The organism is Myxococcales bacterium, from assembly GCA_012513515.1.
Taxonomy (GTDB): Bacteria; UBA10199; UBA10199; order 2-02-FULL-44-16; family JAAZCA01; genus JAAZCA01.
The window spans coordinates 1-15,278 of record JAAZCA010000016.1 but is presented as its reverse complement, the minus strand read 5'-3'; the positions used below and the strand labels follow the sequence as shown (position 1 = coordinate 15,278).

14 protein-coding genes are annotated in these 15,278 nt (G+C 47.2%); all 14 read left to right on the top strand.

The features are described from left to right. Positions 1–23 precede the first annotated feature (23 nt). Entirely contained in the window at positions 24–605 is a 582-nt protein-coding gene (gene grpE, locus GX659_03205; protein ID NLD27795.1) for a nucleotide exchange factor GrpE, read from the top strand. Next, positions 605–2,533, top strand: a complete 1,929-nt coding sequence (locus GX659_03200) for an ABC transporter substrate-binding protein (GenBank protein NLD27794.1) — start codon at positions 605–607, stop codon at positions 2,531–2,533. The genes grpE and GX659_03200 overlap by 1 nt, the downstream gene beginning before the upstream one ends. After that, positions 2,530–3,552, top strand: a complete 1,023-nt coding sequence (gene thiL, locus GX659_03195) for a thiamine-phosphate kinase (GenBank protein NLD27793.1) — start codon at positions 2,530–2,532, stop codon at positions 3,550–3,552. Before GX659_03200 ends, thiL begins: the two co-directional genes overlap by 4 nt. Then, positions 3,549–4,541 (top strand): HlyC/CorC family transporter, encoded by a 993-nt coding sequence (locus GX659_03190; protein ID NLD27792.1) that lies wholly within the window; start codon positions 3,549–3,551, stop codon positions 4,539–4,541. The genes thiL and GX659_03190 overlap by 4 nt, the downstream gene beginning before the upstream one ends. Continuing rightward, a complete protein-coding gene (locus GX659_03185; protein NLD27791.1) occupies positions 4,542–5,765 on the top strand; it encodes an HlyC/CorC family transporter in 1,224 nt (407 codons plus the stop codon). A 1-nt stretch (position 5,766) separates the two neighbouring features. Continuing rightward, positions 5,767–6,930 carry a nickel pincer cofactor biosynthesis protein LarC gene (gene larC / locus GX659_03180; GenBank protein ID NLD27790.1) on the top strand — a complete coding sequence of 388 codons (1,164 nt, stop codon included), beginning with the start codon at positions 5,767–5,769 and terminating at the stop codon, positions 6,928–6,930. An 82-nt stretch (positions 6,931–7,012) separates the two neighbouring features. Then, entirely contained in the window at positions 7,013–9,325 is a 2,313-nt protein-coding gene (cas3, locus tag GX659_03175; protein ID NLD27789.1) for a CRISPR-associated helicase Cas3', read from the top strand. A 15-nt stretch (positions 9,326–9,340) separates the two neighbouring features. Next, the gene (gene cas5c, locus GX659_03170; protein NLD27788.1) at positions 9,341–10,066 is read left to right on the top strand and encodes a type I-C CRISPR-associated protein Cas5; all 726 of its coding nucleotides are present in this window, start codon (positions 9,341–9,343) and stop codon (positions 10,064–10,066) included. Then, the gene (cas8c, locus tag GX659_03165) at positions 10,063–11,802 is read left to right on the top strand and encodes a type I-C CRISPR-associated protein Cas8c/Csd1 (protein ID NLD27787.1); all 1,740 of its coding nucleotides are present in this window, start codon (positions 10,063–10,065) and stop codon (positions 11,800–11,802) included. The genes cas5c and cas8c overlap by 4 nt, the downstream gene beginning before the upstream one ends. An 89-nt stretch (positions 11,803–11,891) precedes the next feature. Beyond that, complete coding sequence (locus tag GX659_03160; protein NLD27786.1) at positions 11,892–12,239, top strand: Bro-N domain-containing protein; 348 nt, start codon at positions 11,892–11,894, stop codon at positions 12,237–12,239. Next, a complete protein-coding gene (cas7c, locus tag GX659_03155; GenBank protein ID NLD27785.1) occupies positions 12,239–13,123 on the top strand; it encodes a type I-C CRISPR-associated protein Cas7/Csd2 in 885 nt (294 codons plus the stop codon). The genes GX659_03160 and cas7c overlap by 1 nt, the downstream gene beginning before the upstream one ends. A 6-nt stretch (positions 13,124–13,129) precedes the next feature. Beyond that, positions 13,130–13,753: a CRISPR-associated protein Cas4 gene (cas4, locus tag GX659_03150; protein NLD27784.1), complete on the top strand. Its 624-nt coding sequence runs from the start codon at positions 13,130–13,132 to the stop codon at positions 13,751–13,753. Further along, positions 13,750–14,769: a type I-C CRISPR-associated endonuclease Cas1 gene (gene cas1c, locus GX659_03145; GenBank protein NLD27783.1), complete on the top strand. Its 1,020-nt coding sequence runs from the start codon at positions 13,750–13,752 to the stop codon at positions 14,767–14,769. Before cas4 ends, cas1c begins: the two co-directional genes overlap by 4 nt. Before the next feature lie 3 nt (positions 14,770–14,772). Then, positions 14,773–15,066, top strand: coding sequence for a CRISPR-associated endonuclease Cas2 (gene cas2 / locus GX659_03140; protein ID NLD27782.1), 294 nt, complete (start codon positions 14,773–14,775; stop codon positions 15,064–15,066). The last annotated feature ends 212 nt before the right edge of the window (positions 15,067–15,278 follow it).

Below are 15,278 nucleotides of genomic sequence, written 5' to 3'. Positions count from 1 at the left end.
TGTGATTCAGGAGGTTCGTTAAGATGACCAAAAAACAGTCCAATAATTTCGAAAAAGATTCAGTCAAGGCGGCGGGGAAAAAAAATCCTCGCGGGATGGCTGACGGGCAGCCTTCCGATCAGGCTACATCGGAAGATGATGTCACCCGCGAGATCGAGTCCGCGGAGCATGAGGCTCAGCTTCACCATGACAAACTGCTGCGGGTCATGGCTGAGTTTGAAAATTTCAAAAAGAGGATGCAGAGGGAAAAAGAGGGGATCGTAAAATACGGCAATGAGAAACTGCTTGAAAGCCTTCTGCCTTCTCTGGACGATCTTGACAGGGTGCTCGACCACGTTTCTCCCGATGCCAGCGAAGAGGCGAAGAATATCGCCGATGGTGTCGAACTAGTGAGAAAATCTCTTCTGACCGCGCTTGAAAAACACGAGTTGAAGGAGATTCCTGCGCTCGGTGAAAAATTCGATCCGACCGTGCACGAGGCGATTTCGGTGGTGGATGACGATGACCTGGAGCCCGGCACCATCGTATCGGTCCATAGAAAGGGATACTGGTTGGCCGACAGGCTCCTGCGTCCCGTTATGGTTTCAGTGGTTAAGGGGGAATGATGAAAAGAATTCTTGTTCTCGTCTGGATTGCGGCGATTTTTTCAGGGTGTGCCGGCGCCGGAATTTCCAGAGGGGTCCCCGCATATCCGAATCCGGAAACTTCCGAGATGAAGCTGGCTTTTACCGCAGCCTACGATCTCTATTCCGCCGGAAAATTCGGCGAGGCTGATGATCTGTTCGCTTCTTACATATCGACTTATCCCTATACCGAGCTGACCGACAAGGCGCGCTTCTACAGAGGCGAGATGGCCTTTTCGAGGGAGGATTACAAAACAGCGATCTCTTTTTACAGAGCAGCGTATTTGCAGATTCAGTCTCCTGCAGTAGTTCCGATGGCAAGATTCAAGGCGGCCTTGTCGCTCCACAGGCTTGGAGACGAGTCCGGCGCATTGAAAGAGATGCAGCCGATAGACAGGTCGTCGCAGAGCGCGATACTCAGGCTGAGGATAGATTCTTTGGGAGTCATAGCGTCGCGCGGAAGCGGACTCGCTCCCGGGAAGTGCATAGGATGGATGCTTTCTATACTGGATGACTACTCCGCAGGGGCCGGACATAAGAGCTCAAGCGTTCCCGCAGGCGATATCATATCGGAAGATGAGGCGCTTTCATCGGTGCGAGCCTGGCTTGGAGATGAATCGGTAACCGTTGCCGATGTGGAATCCCTTCCACTGGCGGATTTCAAAGGCAAGCGCTCCGGCGGGTACGCGGACTACAAGTATGCGGAAACGCTCGTGCGTCGCGGAGATTCGCAGCGCGCAGCGGAAATTCTCAGGTCGTATATATCGTCATATCCCAAACACGAGTACTACGCTTCGGCGAGGCTCCTCCTTGCGGATTTCGGGGGCGAGGTTGCCGAAGGGGCTTCGGTAAAGGTCGGGCTCATACTTCCGCTTTCGGGAAAGTTCGCCGTCTATGGCGAATCGGTTCTCAAGGGCGTAGAATGCGCGGCAGGAATTTTTCAGCCGTGCAGCGGCCCGGGCGGAACGAAACTGATAGTTAGAGATGAGATGTCGCCGGGGAAATCCGTCTCATCGATGATCGACGAATTGGCCGATGAGAATGTGGTTGCGATAATCGGTCCGCTTATGTCGAACACGGCCATCGAGGCGGCGTCGAGGGCGCAGCAGCGCAAGGTTCCGCTTATAACCCTGTCGCAGCGCGATGGAGTGGCGGCTATTGGCGACTACGTCTTCCGCAATTATGTATCACCATCTGCCGAGGTTTCAACTCTGGTTGACTATCTCACCACAAAAAAGAGCGGGATGAAGAAATTTTTCGTCCTGTATCCTGACAACAAGAAGGGGATTGAATACAAGGACCTCTTTGCCTCGGCCGTGGCCGCTGTCGGTGGAAAGGTTGTGGGATCAAGCTCTTACGCTCCTAATCAGATGGAGTTTGCAGGTGAGCTCAGGGGCAGGGGGATGCTGGAGAACACCGCAGGGATGGTCGGTTCAGGACCATATTACGATGCGCTGTTTATTCCCGACTCATTTGGAGTTGTTGGCTACATCGTACCAACGCTATCTCTGATGGGGGTGAAGCAGACACAGCTCCTCGGTATTTCGAGGTGGAACGACAAGGGGCTTCTCGAAAGGGGCGGTGAATTCGTAGAGGGCGCCCTTTTTGTCGATTCATTTTTCAAGGATTCGAAGGACCCCTTCGTCATGTCGTTCGTTAAAAATTTCACGGAGGCCTACGGGGTAGAGCCCACGCTGCTCGAGGCCAATGGCTATGACGCTATGAGGATGATATCAACTGCTGTCCAGAGAATAGGATCTTCTGGCAGGGACGGAGTAAGAGATTCTCTTCTCGGTATGGTAGATTTTCATGGGGTCGCTGGGAAGATAACTTTTGATGCAGGAGGTGAGGCTTCCAGAAGGTTGTTCGTGCTTACGGTTTCGGAAGGAAGAATTCAAGAGGCGCAATGAGTCCGAATCTTTCAGATATAGGGGAATTCGGGCTGATAGCGCGAATCTGTGATAAATTCGGCAGACTTCCTGACGAAGTTTGTGGAATAGGCGACGATTGCGCAGTGATTCCCATGAACGATCGTTTCGACATGCTGATCACCGTCGATTCAATTTATGAAGGCATCGATTTCGATTTGCGCTTTAGCTCCCCGTTTCATATCGGAAAAAAGGCGCTCGCGATCAACCTGAGCGATATCGCTGCGATGGGCGGAATTCCAAAATATTTTTTGGTTTCCATCGCGCTACCTTTAGACTCCGATCTGGATTTTGTAGAAGGAATCTATTCCGGCATTTCAGATGTTGCCAGGGAATCCGGTGCAGCGCTTGTAGGAGGAGATACCTCTTCATCTGAAAAAGAGATTTCAATCTCAATCACGGCAATCGGAGAGGTGGAGAAGGGCAGGGCCATCCTTCGCAAAGGTGCGCGCCCCGGGGACCCCATATTTATTTCAGGGGCCGTTGGCCTCTCCGCTCTCGGCCTTGCCGCTTTGAAAATGGGCACATCATCCGGCATGGAGCCCTTTATCGAAAGGCACCTCTCTCCTCTTCATCGAACTGATCTTGGCAGGACTCTTTTAAAGTTGGGTTGTGTGACTTCGATGATAGACGTAAGCGATGGTCTCTTGGCGGATCTTGGGCATATCGCGCGATCTAGCGGCGTAGGATTCGAAATAGATGTGAATAGAATACCGGCAGGGGATGATTTCAGAATGGCATCAGCTGCGATAGGCGTGGACCCGAGGGAACTCCTTCTCGCTGGCGGCGAAGATTTTGAGCTCGTTTTTACTGCGGACTCTGGTAGAATTCATCAGTCTCTCGCGTCGCTCGAGGCGCTCGGCGTTGCCGAAATAGGGCGCGTTTTGGATGATCCCGGCGTTCGATCTGTTCTCAACGCCGAGGATCTTGTCGCGCGCGGGATCGGTCGCGGGTACGACCATTTCCTTAAAGAGAGAAATTGCAGGAAAGAACCGGGATGATTTCAGATATAACGATAATTTTTGTACTGCTCTGCTGTTCCGCATTTTTTTCCGGTTCGGAGACGGCGATATTTTCCCTTTCCAGGGTCGAGTTTCACAGGCTCATGGAATCGGGAACGAGATCATCAAAAAATCTCATTGCGGCATTGAAAAAACCCAGGGAGACGATCGTAACGATTTTGCTGGGCAATGAATTTGTAAACGTGTCGATATCCATAGTGGCAGCTTCTCTGATAAATAAGATGTTCAGATCCTCGGTGGAAATCGAGACCTTCGTTTCAGTTCTGGTGATAACGCCTGTGGTGCTCATATTCGGTGAGATACTTCCCAAAAATATTTCCCTGAGGCATGCCATGTCAGTTTCGCAGGTGGTGATTTGGCCTCTGAGGATATTTCACTACGCCGTGAGCCCGCTGAGGGTCATTCTCTCATCGTTCGCCGATTTTATAGTCAATCTTTTTGGCGGCCAGTCCGCCACGACGAGTCATTCATTCATGGAAGCCGATTACAGGCGTCTGGTTGACATGGGTCAGCGCGAGGGCGCCATAGATTCCGAAGAAAGCGAAATGATACACAACGTTTTCGAATTTACCGACAAAGTTGTGGCCGACATATTGACGCCAGCTGACAGAGTTTTTTCACTTCCTGTGGATGTAAAATACGAAAGTATGTTGGAGAAAATAAGAACAGCTCAGTTTTCCAGAATTCCTTTTTATGAAGGCGACAAAAGCAACATAGTCGGCATCTTTCACGTAAGGGACTTGATGTCGATCCACAGCGAAAAAAAATCAGGAAAACGGACGGAAATAAAAAACAGGCTCCATCCGGCTCTGTTTGCTTCCTCAAAAATGCCGCTGGAGGATTTGCTCAGGGAATTTCAAAGGGCGCAACTTCATATGGCAATAGTCAAGGATGACTCGGGGAACATTGTGGGCCTGGTGACGATGGATGATCTGCTCGAGGAACTGTTCGGAGAAATAGAGGACTAGATGAGTTTGGCAATAGTCATTCCAATTCTTATTTTGTGCCTGCTGGTGGAAGGCTTTTTCTCCGGAAGCGAGATGGCTTTTGTCAACGCGGATAAGTACAAACTCGCCATTTCGACCGACGCCGGTTCGAAGCTGGCGAGGCTTGCCCTTCGTGTCTTGAAACATCCTTCCAGATTTTTTTCGACGACGTTGTTGGGTACAAATTTATCTACCGTTGCCGGTTCGGTCGTTTCAACTTTTTATATCATAGACAACTACGGTCGTGATTACGTTCCTTTTGCCCTGCTCTTCTGGCCTGCGGCTCTCATTTTTGGCGAGATAATTCCCAAGGCAATATATCAGAGGCATGCCGACAGGATGGTGCTCTACATGGCGCCTCCGCTTCTGTTTTTTTCATTTCTGGCTTATCCTGTAGTGTGGCCTCTATCTAAATTCACGGATTCTCTGCTTGGGCAGGCAAGAAAAACTTCCGACAGCCTGACGAGGGATGATCTGGAGATAATTATAGAATCTGGGACCGAGGGGGCGAGCGATGTGCGTCCATCAGAGAAAACACTGATATCGCGTATCTTCGACCTCGAAGACAAAAAGGTGGAAAACATAATGACCCCGCTTGTCGATGTGGTAGCGCTCCCTGTTTCGGTTGCTAGGAGAGAGGCGGAGAGGGCCCTTGCTGAGCACGCTTTTTCAAGGGTCCCCGTTTACGAAGACAGATTTTTCAATATCGTAGGCGTCCTTTTTGGATCGGATTTTATATTCCATGAAGAGGAAAAGCCGGTGCGCGAGCTTATGAGAAAGGCATACTTCGTTCCGGAGGAGATGCCTTTGGACGAGCTTCTCGTCAGCATGAAACGCAAAGGGGAAGAGATAGCTGTTGCGGTAGATGAGTACGGCGCGGCTACCGGCGTTGTTACAGTTGAGGATATTCTGGAAGAGGTCGTCGGCGAAATAAGGGATGAACATGACGACAAGCTCTCTCTCTTCACTAGGATGGGAAAACACAGATACGTAGTCAGCGGAAGGATGGAGATAGAAGATGCCAACCATCTGCTCAAACTTGAAATTCCTTACGGAGATTATGAAACCGTGGCTGGATTTGTGATAAGCAATTGCGAACATATACCGAAGGTCGGCGAGAGTTTTACTTCGGGTAAATTTGTATTCAAGGTTCTGAGGTCCACCGACAGAGCTGTTCTAGAGGTAGAAGTTATAAGGAGGGGATAGAATGTCCTCATGTTATTTTGACTGTTTTTCAGGCGTCGCGGGCGACATGCTCCTCGGAGCGATGATTGATGCCGGATTGCCCATGAAACACCTTCTCTCTGAATTGAAGAGATTGAAGGTAGGGGATTACAGGATAGTCAAAGTCAGCGGCCACATGCCTATAAAGGGAACGAATATACGCGTCGAGGTCAAAAAGGAACTGGGACACGGCGAATATCCGTGGATAGATAAGACGATCGAGAAGAGTTCGCTCTCTCGTGCGGTAAGGGAACTTTCCCGTGCGATATTCAATACCATCGCAAGGGCTGAGGCAAAGGTTCACGGGGTGAGTGTCGACAAGGTCCATTTTCATGAGGTCGGCGCGACTGATTCTATCGTTGATATCGTAGGTGCGGCGATAGGTTTCGAGTATTTCGGTTTCGATTCCATATCCGCGTCACCGCTTCCGATATCCCGTGGAAAGGTGAAATGTGCGCACGGATTTTTGCCTGTGCCGGCTCCTGCCACGATGGAGATTCTGAAAGGCATTCCCACCGAACCTGCGATGGTCAAAGCCGAACTCGTCACTCCTACCGGCGCTGCTATTCTTAAAACGACCTGTGAATTTTTCGGAGAGTCTCCGATACAAGAGATAGAGCGCGTAGGCTACGGATACGGTGACAATGTCTTCGAGGAGATGCCAAATGCCATCCGCATGATAGTAGGAGAAGGTTTTCCTATGATCGTCATTCAGGCCAATATAGACGATATGAATCCACAGATATTCGACTATGTGATAGACTCCCTATTTTCCATCGGCGCTGCCGATGTCGACATGGCCCCCGTTCAGATGAAGAAGAACCGTCCGGCGGTAAAGATCTCCGCACTGGTTCCATGGGGATTCAAGGATGATGCGATCGATATCTTCTTGCGCGAGACCACTACCTTTGGCGTTAAGTACTGGCCGGTAGACAGGAAGGTTCTGTGCAGGAAGATCGTGGAAAAGAAAGTCAGGCACGGGAAACTTCGGTTCAAGCTTGGGCTTGATGACGATGGTCGCATCATCAAGGCAGTTCCTGAGTACGACCACGTGAAAGCACTCGCCACCAAAACCCGAAAGCCGATGATCGAGCTTTATCTGGATGCCCAAGCCGAAGCGAGAAGGCTTTTCCCTATCGGAAGGTAATCTTTTTCGTTGCGGATTTCAGAAGCGCATTTTGTCTTGCATAGTGAACGCTATAGGCATTAGAAAAATCTGCATGGAAGATATGGAAGATGATGTAATCAAGTCTCATCGTTTTTTCGCCCACTCACTCGAGGGGGCTCCTCCTGACAAGTGGCAACTCTTGGAAGACCATCTAAACAACGTAGCTGAACTTGCGAAGAAATTCGCAGAAAGTTTTTCCAATGGTGATTGGGCCTATCTCGCTGGCCTGTTGCACGACCTTGGTAAATACCTTCCTGCTTGGCAGCAATATCTTTTAAGGGTATCCGGTTATGGCGATTCGAGGCGTGCTGGTGCTCCTAGGCCAAACCACAGTACAGCTGGCGCGGCGCTTGTTTTTGACAGGTTAAACAATCATCCCATTGCCAGGATTTTAGGCTCAATAATAGCTGGACATCATGCGGGTCTGCCGGATTGGCAGCCGGATTCCTCGGGTGGTGATCTTCAAAATCGAATATTTAATACGATGGAGAGTATAGCATCTGGAACAATTGAAATAAAGAGGGACGAGATTTTCGCGATTAGCGCTTTAGAAGGTTCACAACCTATTATCAGTACAAAATGTCGTCCAAGCTCACCGCCAGCTTTTGTCGATAATAATAAGAATAATAACAATTTTGAACATGCCCACCTGTGGGTAAGAATGCTCTTTTCCTGTCTAGTTGACGCAGATTTTCTTGATACAGAAAGATTCTGCAATCCCGATATCTCTAAGTTGAGAAGTAGCTATCCATCCCTTGAAGCGATGCAAGAGCATTTTCGTAAATTTATGGATGTTAAATCTTCCTCAAGCGAGAATACTCCTGTAAATATCTATCGAAAAAAGATTTATGATGCTTGTGTCAAAAAGGCACAAATGTCTCCTGGGTTTTTTACGCTTACAGTCCCCACTGGTGGCGGGAAGACGCTATCTTCGATGGCCTTTGCCCTTCGTCATGCTGCTCTCCATAATAAAAGTCGTATCATTATGGCTATTCCTTATACGAGCATTATAGAGCAGACTGCGAATGTTTTCAGGGATGTTTTTGGCGAAGATGCCCTTCTCGAGCATCACAGTAATATCGATCCAGATGAAGAAGATAAAAAGAGTCGACTTGCAACCGAGAATTGGGATGCCCCTATAATTGTCACAACGAATGTTCAGCTTTTTGAATCACTCTTGGCTAGTCGTCCATCATCTTGCAGAAAATTGCACAATATAGTGAACAGCATAATCATACTCGATGAGGCTCAGATGCTTCCGCCGGAGTATTTAAAACCGATTCTTTCTGTACTTAATGGGCTTGTTGATCACTTCGGAGTGACTGTCGTTTTTTGTACGGCTACCCAGCCAGCCTTGTGTGGAGAAATCGGAAGTGAAAGGGCCAAGTTTGTAGGCATTTCAGGTGCCGTCGATATCGTCTCAAAGGATATCGGCGATGTAACGTTGCCAATACGGACGAACATTCAACTTGCCGGGTTAGATATCAAAAAGGAATGGATTGATATTGCGAAGGAATTGCAGGAGCATGAACAAGTTATGTGCGTGGTTAACACCAGAAAAGATTGCCGAAAGCTTCATAAACTCATGCCTGAGGGTACAATCCATCTTTCGGCAAATATGTGCGGTGAAGAAAGAAGTGATGTCATAGCCATAGTAAAGAGCCTTCTTTTAGAGGGAAAAGCGGTAAGAGTGGTTAGTACTCAGCTTGTCGAGGCCGGAGTAGACATAGACTTCCCGGTGGTTTTTAGGGCGCTTGCAGGTATTGATTCAATAGCTCAGGCTGCCGGCAGGTGTAATAGAGAAGGCAAGCTTAATGTGAAGGGTAAGATCGGCAAAGTTGTCGTATTTTCGCCCCCATCACAATCGCCTCAAGGCTTGCTGCGCAAGGGCGAGAGCGTTTCCCGCGGCATTTTGCGTCAGTCGGGTCGGCTTGACCTAACTGATGAGGTGTTTTCAACCTACTTCAAAGAATTCTACAAAAGTCTGAATAATTTCGATAAGCCAAATTTCAAAGAGAGGTTGCTGGATAATGCCGACGATTTTAAATTTCAGTTCAGGACATTTGCTGATTCAGTGAAGCTTATCGATGATACGGTACAAAGGGCTATTATAGTTAAATATAAGTCAGGGAAGAATGACAGCTTTGAGCTCATAGAAACCCTCAGAAGAAAAGGCCCTGAGAGATGGCTTCTTCGAATGCTACAAAGATTTATTGTAAATGTGCCTTATGGTCTTTTTTATGAATTACAAAGAAAAGATCATATTGAGGAAATTCACGGCTACTGGGTTCAAAAGAGCTCTGGTCTTTATAAGCCAGGCTATGGTCTGCTCTCCGATGACTCGGATTGGGACAATGGTCAGTTTATAATCTGAAAAGGAGGTCCGCTGATGCGAGATTATTTCAACAAGGAGTTTTGTTTGGAGGTATGGGGAGATTATGCCTGTTTTACACGTCCTGAAATGAAGGTTGAACGCGTAAGCTACGATGTGATGACTCCTTCGGCAGCGCGAGCCATATTCGAGTCGATATTCTGGAAGCCTGCAATAAGATGGCAGATTAAAAAGATTGAAGTTCTTTCTCCCATCAGCTGGGCTTCCGTTCGCAGAAACGAGGTGAGTGCCGTGATGAGTCCACGATCAGATGGAATATTGATCGAAGATAATAGGCTGCAGCGAGCCGGGCTCATCTTGCGGGATGTTCGATACAGGCTGTATGCCGAGCTTGTTTTTATTCCCATTGGAAAGAGATGTCAGGTTTGTAACCCAGTTCCCGAATATCTGGCAGGCAAAGAAGAGCCCATAGAGTTTCAAAGAGATTCTAAAGACGAAAACCCAGGCAAATACAACGCCATGTTTGAGCGCAGGGCAAAAAAAGGTCAATGTTTTAACATGCCATATCTTGGTTGTAGGGAGTTCTCCTGCGGTTTCAAGTTGATTGATGATCCATCCGCGGAAAAATTACAACCCATAAACGAGAACAGAGAATTGGGTTTCATGCTCTATGACATGGATTTTTCAGATCCAAAAGACCCAAAGCCGATGTTTTTTAGGGCTCGCCTTGATGATGGCGCTGTCGTCGTTCCTTCCCTTGATAGCGAGGAGGTGAAGAGATGATACTCCAGGCCCTGTATGAGTATTATCAGAGAAATAAAGACAGTTTGCCTGCTATCGGTTTTCAAGAACAAGAGATCAAATTCATTGTAATAATAGATAAGAAAGGTGTTTTTCTCGATCTTCAAGACACGAGAGAGGGGAGGAGGGGCAAAAAATATCAGCTGCCGAAATCGGTAATCCGTTCCGGTTCTAATTCATGGCAATCTGTAAATCTTCTTTGGGACCATTACGGTTATCTCTTCGCTCAACCAAAGGACGAGACTCCAAAGTCGGTTGATTTGGCAAAAAAACAGATGGGTACGTTTTTGAAGTCGCTAGAAACACTGCCGAAGCAAGTTCGTGAAGATGACGGTGTTAATGCGGTCGTTTTATTTTACTCAAATGACGAGTGGAAAAATGTGATGGTTCATCCGTTATGGACCGAATGCATCAAAATTCCCGGATGCAATATAACATTCCGACTTGAAGGAGACGATTATCTGATTCCACAGAGGGACGCGGTGAAGATGTATCAGCTGTCAAAGCCTGCCGAAACTGAAAGTCAGGCCGAAGATGATGGTAGATCATCATCTGTAGAATCTATATGCCTCATTACAGGAAAGAGGGGTGTTGTTGCCCGACTTCATACCCCAACGCCCATAATTAATGCGCGAAGTAACGCCAAGATTGTAGCATTTCAAAAGAGTTCAGGTTTTGACTCTTATTTAAAGGAACAGGCCTTCAATTCGCCGGTGTGTTGTGAGGCTGAAGCATCATACTCAACAGCTCTCAAATATCTTATTAGTTCAAATAAAAATCAGATTAGAGTTGGTGAAGATACAATACTTTTTTGGTCTCAAAAAGGTACGACAGACAACATTTTTGACTTCGAAGCTGATTTTTCTTGGTATTTTAAGAACAGCAAAGATGATCCAGATCGCGGCATCAAAGCTGTTAAGGGGCTATACGAGGCTATGTATAGCGGACGCATACCTGCCGATGAAGGGCATCGTTTTTATGTACTTGGGTTGGCGCCAAATCGCGCCAGAATCTCAGTGAGATTTTGGAAAACCGGAAGCATTCATAGCTTTGCAGAAAAAATTGTTAGCCACTTCGACGATTTTTCTATCGATGGGGGATCAAACGAGCCCGATTACCTGTCGCTTTACCAAATTTTAAGCGCGACTGCCCTAGAATATAAGATGGACAATGTCCCCCCAAATCTAGCCAGCAGGGTAGTTGAAAGTATATTGGACGGCTCGCCTTATCCTGCCACTCTTATGCAGCAGTGTATCCGCAGAATACGTGCTGAACGCAGCGTCAATAGGGCTAGGGCAGCGATACTGAAGGCATATCTCAACCGCTTCAATAGAATTCATAATCGAAACGAAAGGGAGGTTCAAATGTCTCTGGATAGAAATAACGTAAATGTAGGGTATCGACTCGGTCGTCTGTTTGCCGTGCTTGAAAAAATTCAGGAGGAGGCGAACCCGGGTATTAACGCCACTATCAGGGATCGCTTTTATGGCGCTGCCTCAACATCCCCTACAAGCGTATTTCCACGATTGTTGAAGCTCAAAAACCACCATCTGCCAAAACTCAACCCGGGGCGGCAGGTTAATATGGAAAAGGAGATTGGTGAAATCGTTGATGGGATATCCGGTGATCTCCCTGCAAATATGGCCTTGGATGAACAGACCCACTTTGCCGTCGGTTATTATCATCAGCGGCAGGATTTTTTCAGGAAAAAAGATTGAGCTGTGTTGCAGGTAAACCAGACCCACTGGGAGAAAAGACAGTGGAAACAAAGATAGCAGTATTTCACGGGAGTAAAATTCGAAGGGTAATGCACAACAATGAGTGGTGGTTTTCGGTGGTGGATAGTCAGGATGCGAGAGCGTATTGGCTAAAATTAAAACAACGCCTCAACGGTGAGGGGAACCAAGTCGTGATAAATTGTCACGGTTTGAAGTTACCGGCCACTGACGGTAAAATGCGTGAGACCGACTGTGCCAACACCGTGGGTCTCTTGCGCATAATCCAGTCGATTCCCTCTCCGAAGGCTGAACCCTTTAAAAGGTGGCTCGTCAAGGTAGGTTACGATCGTGTTAGGAAAATCGGTTGTTTCAACAAAATTTTTAATATCCAAGAAACGCAAAAAATTAACCAGATAATAACAAAGGAGCGATTATGATGAACAGAACACCGTTGGACAGGCGCTATGATTTCGTGATGTTCTTTGATGTACAGGACGGCAACCCAAATGGTGACCCGGATGCTGGCAACCTTCCCCGCGTCGATGCCGAGACCGGAATGGGTCTCATTACGGATGTATGCCTGAAAAGGAAGGTCAGAAACTACGTGCATATGATCAAGAATGCCGAAAAGCCGTACGATATTTATGTAAAGGAGAAAGCTGTTCTTATTCGTATGCACGAGGATGCATATAAGTCAATTGGAGCCGAAGAACTTTTAAAATCGGATGATAAAAAACGTAAAGGTGGCGATAAAGTCGATGAAGCAAGAAAGTGGATGTGTGACAACTACTACGACATCAGAACTTTCGGTGCGGTTATGAGCCTTGGAGTTAACTGCGGCCAGGTTAGAGGACCAATTCAGCTTACATTTTCTCGTTCTGTCGATCCGGTTGTTGCCATGGAGCACAGTATTACGCGAATGGCGGTTGCAACAGAGGCCGAGGCGGAGAAACAGGGGGGCGATAACCGGACAATGGGTAGAAAATTTACCATTCCATATGGTCTGTATCGCGTTCATGGTTTTGTGTCCGCGCACCTCGCGGCGCAGACCGGTTTTTCCAAAGAGGATCTGGAACTTTTCTGGGAGGCGCTCCAGAAAATGTTCGACCACGATCGCTCGGCAGCACGCGGTCTCATGACGATGCGTTCGCTTATTATTTTCGAACATGGCACGCCGCTTGGTAATGCCAACGCAACAGATCTATTTGAAAAAGTTGAGCATCGCAAGATTGCACAAGGACCGGCAAGAAAATTTTCGGACTATGAATTGTTGTATAATGGTGAACCTGTCAAACAGGCGGTTATGACCATTAAGGTATAGTTGCCAATGTACAAGGAAGAGGAATTTGTCCATATCTCTGCGCTTCAGCACTTTGTCTTTTGCAAAAGACAGTGTGCATTGTCCTACATTGAACAGGTGTGGGATGATAATGCCTTAACTGTTGCAGGTGGCGTGATGCATGAAAATGCGCATGAAGAGCGCTTTGAGAAGAGAGGCGAGTTGCACATAGAAAGGGGGATCCCTCTTCGTTCTGAGAAATATGGTCTGAACGGGAAAGCGGATGTGGTGGAGTTTCAAAAGAATTGCGATGGTGTGTGGGTTCCGTTTCCCATTGAGTATAAGCACGGCAGACCTAAGGAGAATAACTGCGACCTTGTTCAGCTATGTGCCCAGGCGCTATGTCTTGAAGAGATTCTAAATCTTGAAGTTCCTCATGGTGCTATATTTTATGGCAAGACAAGACATCGACTTGATGTAGATTTTGGAGATGAACTTAGGAGTTACACCATAAGAACAATTGATGAGCTCCATAGTTTTATCGCTTCCGGCGAAACACCCAAGGCGGTGTATTCGAAGAAATGTGAAAGCTGTTCTCTGTTAAACGCATGTCTGCCAAAGACATTCGATCAGGAACAAGATGTTGAGGAGTATATACGAAGAAATATCTGAACACTCTTTTTGTCACAACGCAGGGGGCCTATCTCAACAAAGATGGATCCACTGTTGCGGTGTCCGTTGAAGGGGCTGTAAGGTTGCAACTTCCTATACACACCATCTCAGGAATAGTTTGTTTTGGCAACGTAGCCATGAGTCCCTTTCTGATGGGATTTTGCGCCGATAATGATGTTACGATAACTTTTCTCACGGAATACGGTAAATTTCTCGCAAGAGTACATGGAAAAACGCATGGGAATGTTCTGTTGAGAAGGGAACAGTATCGCAAGGCCGACGACTTGGTATTTTGTGCCAGGCTTTCTAGAAATTTTATAATCGGGAAGGTGGCAAATGCTAAGACAGTTCTGCAGCGGGCCTTGCGCGATCACTCGGACAAGATTTGCTCAAGGGATGTGAAATTTGCGGTAAGTAGGCTGGCTGGCATACTTTCAATGCTAAGCAGGGAGTGCGATTTGGAAACCCTGCGAGGCATTGAAGGAGATGCGGCAAGGATATATTTTGATGTCTTCGACCACCTGATTCTTCATCAGAAGGAAAGTTTTGTGTTTGAACAGCGAAATAGGCGACCTCCAAGGGATAACGTCAATTGTCTTCTTTCTTTTTTGTACACCCTGCTTGCGCACGATGTGAGGTCAGCCCTTGAAGGCGTCGGTCTGGATTCATATGTTGGATTTATGCATCGTGATAGGCCTGGTCGGCCCAGTCTTGCCTTGGATGTAATGGAAGAATTCAGACCATGTTTTGCGGACAGACTGCTGCTTTCGCTTATCAATAGGGGACAGGTATCGCCGAAGGGTTTTCAAAAGTCGGAATCGGGTGCCGTGTTGATGACCGATGAAACAAGAAAGGATTTGCTCACTGCCTATCAAGCGAGAAAACAGGAAGAAATTATGCATCCATTTTTGAAAGAAAATGTGAAGATCGGGATTCTTTTCCATGTTCAGGCGATGATGCTGGCGAGGTTGCTAAGAGGAGATATAGATGATTATCCCCCATTTTTCTGGAGATGAGAGATGTTAGTTCTCGTAAGCTATGATGTTGCGAAAACAGCAGATGGCCTTGGTCCTAGAAGACTGAGAAAAGTTGCCAAAATTTGTGAAAACTGGGGGCAACGCGTTCAGTATTCTGTTTTTGAATGTGTTGTTGATCCTGGACAATGGGTGAAACTTAAGAGTCAACTATTAGATGTCATAGATGAAGATAGCGATAGCTTGAGATTTTATTTTCTTGGTGCCAATTGGCGAAAAAAGATCGAGCATGTCGGCGCCAAAAAAGCTTATGATCCAGATGGCCCGCTTATAGTTTGAATCGCGAATCCCAAGCTGATGCGGTTGTAAGTTGATGTTCGCTAATTGCGTTATAGCGTTAAAACTAAAGGATATTTGGTGATTTTTTATAGGAACATGTTTAGATATATTGGGCATTTTTTGAATGTTCGCGTTATAAGGCGATAAACGCAAGGCATTCTAATTAATTAACTCGTAACTGTCGCGCCCCGTGCGGGCGCGTGGATTGAAAC

What these genes read in the sequence shown, in the direction of transcription:
- cas4 (NLD27784.1), top strand. Translation starts at nt 13,130, where the DNA reads ATGTACAAGGAAGAGGAATTTGTCCATATCTCTGCGCTTCAGCACTTT.
- cas2 (NLD27782.1), top strand. Translation starts at nt 14,773, where the DNA reads ATGTTAGTTCTCGTAAGCTATGATGTTGCGAAAACAGCAGATGGCCTT.
- cas3 (NLD27789.1), top strand. Translation starts at nt 7,013, where the DNA reads ATGGAAGATGATGTAATCAAGTCTCATCGTTTTTTCGCCCACTCACTC.
- GX659_03190 (NLD27792.1), top strand. Translation starts at nt 3,549, where the DNA reads ATGATTTCAGATATAACGATAATTTTTGTACTGCTCTGCTGTTCCGCA.
- cas7c (NLD27785.1), top strand. Translation starts at nt 12,239, where the DNA reads ATGAACAGAACACCGTTGGACAGGCGCTATGATTTCGTGATGTTCTTT.
- grpE (NLD27795.1), top strand. Translation starts at nt 24, where the DNA reads ATGACCAAAAAACAGTCCAATAATTTCGAAAAAGATTCAGTCAAGGCG.
- cas5c (NLD27788.1), top strand. Translation starts at nt 9,341, where the DNA reads ATGCGAGATTATTTCAACAAGGAGTTTTGTTTGGAGGTATGGGGAGAT.
- thiL (NLD27793.1), top strand. Translation starts at nt 2,530, where the DNA reads ATGAGTCCGAATCTTTCAGATATAGGGGAATTCGGGCTGATAGCGCGA.
- GX659_03185 (NLD27791.1), top strand. Translation starts at nt 4,542, where the DNA reads ATGAGTTTGGCAATAGTCATTCCAATTCTTATTTTGTGCCTGCTGGTG.
- GX659_03160 (NLD27786.1), top strand. Translation starts at nt 11,892, where the DNA reads ATGCACAACAATGAGTGGTGGTTTTCGGTGGTGGATAGTCAGGATGCG.
- larC (NLD27790.1), top strand. Translation starts at nt 5,767, where the DNA reads ATGTCCTCATGTTATTTTGACTGTTTTTCAGGCGTCGCGGGCGACATG.
- GX659_03200 (NLD27794.1), top strand. Translation starts at nt 605, where the DNA reads ATGAAAAGAATTCTTGTTCTCGTCTGGATTGCGGCGATTTTTTCAGGG.
- cas8c (NLD27787.1), top strand. Translation starts at nt 10,063, where the DNA reads ATGATACTCCAGGCCCTGTATGAGTATTATCAGAGAAATAAAGACAGT.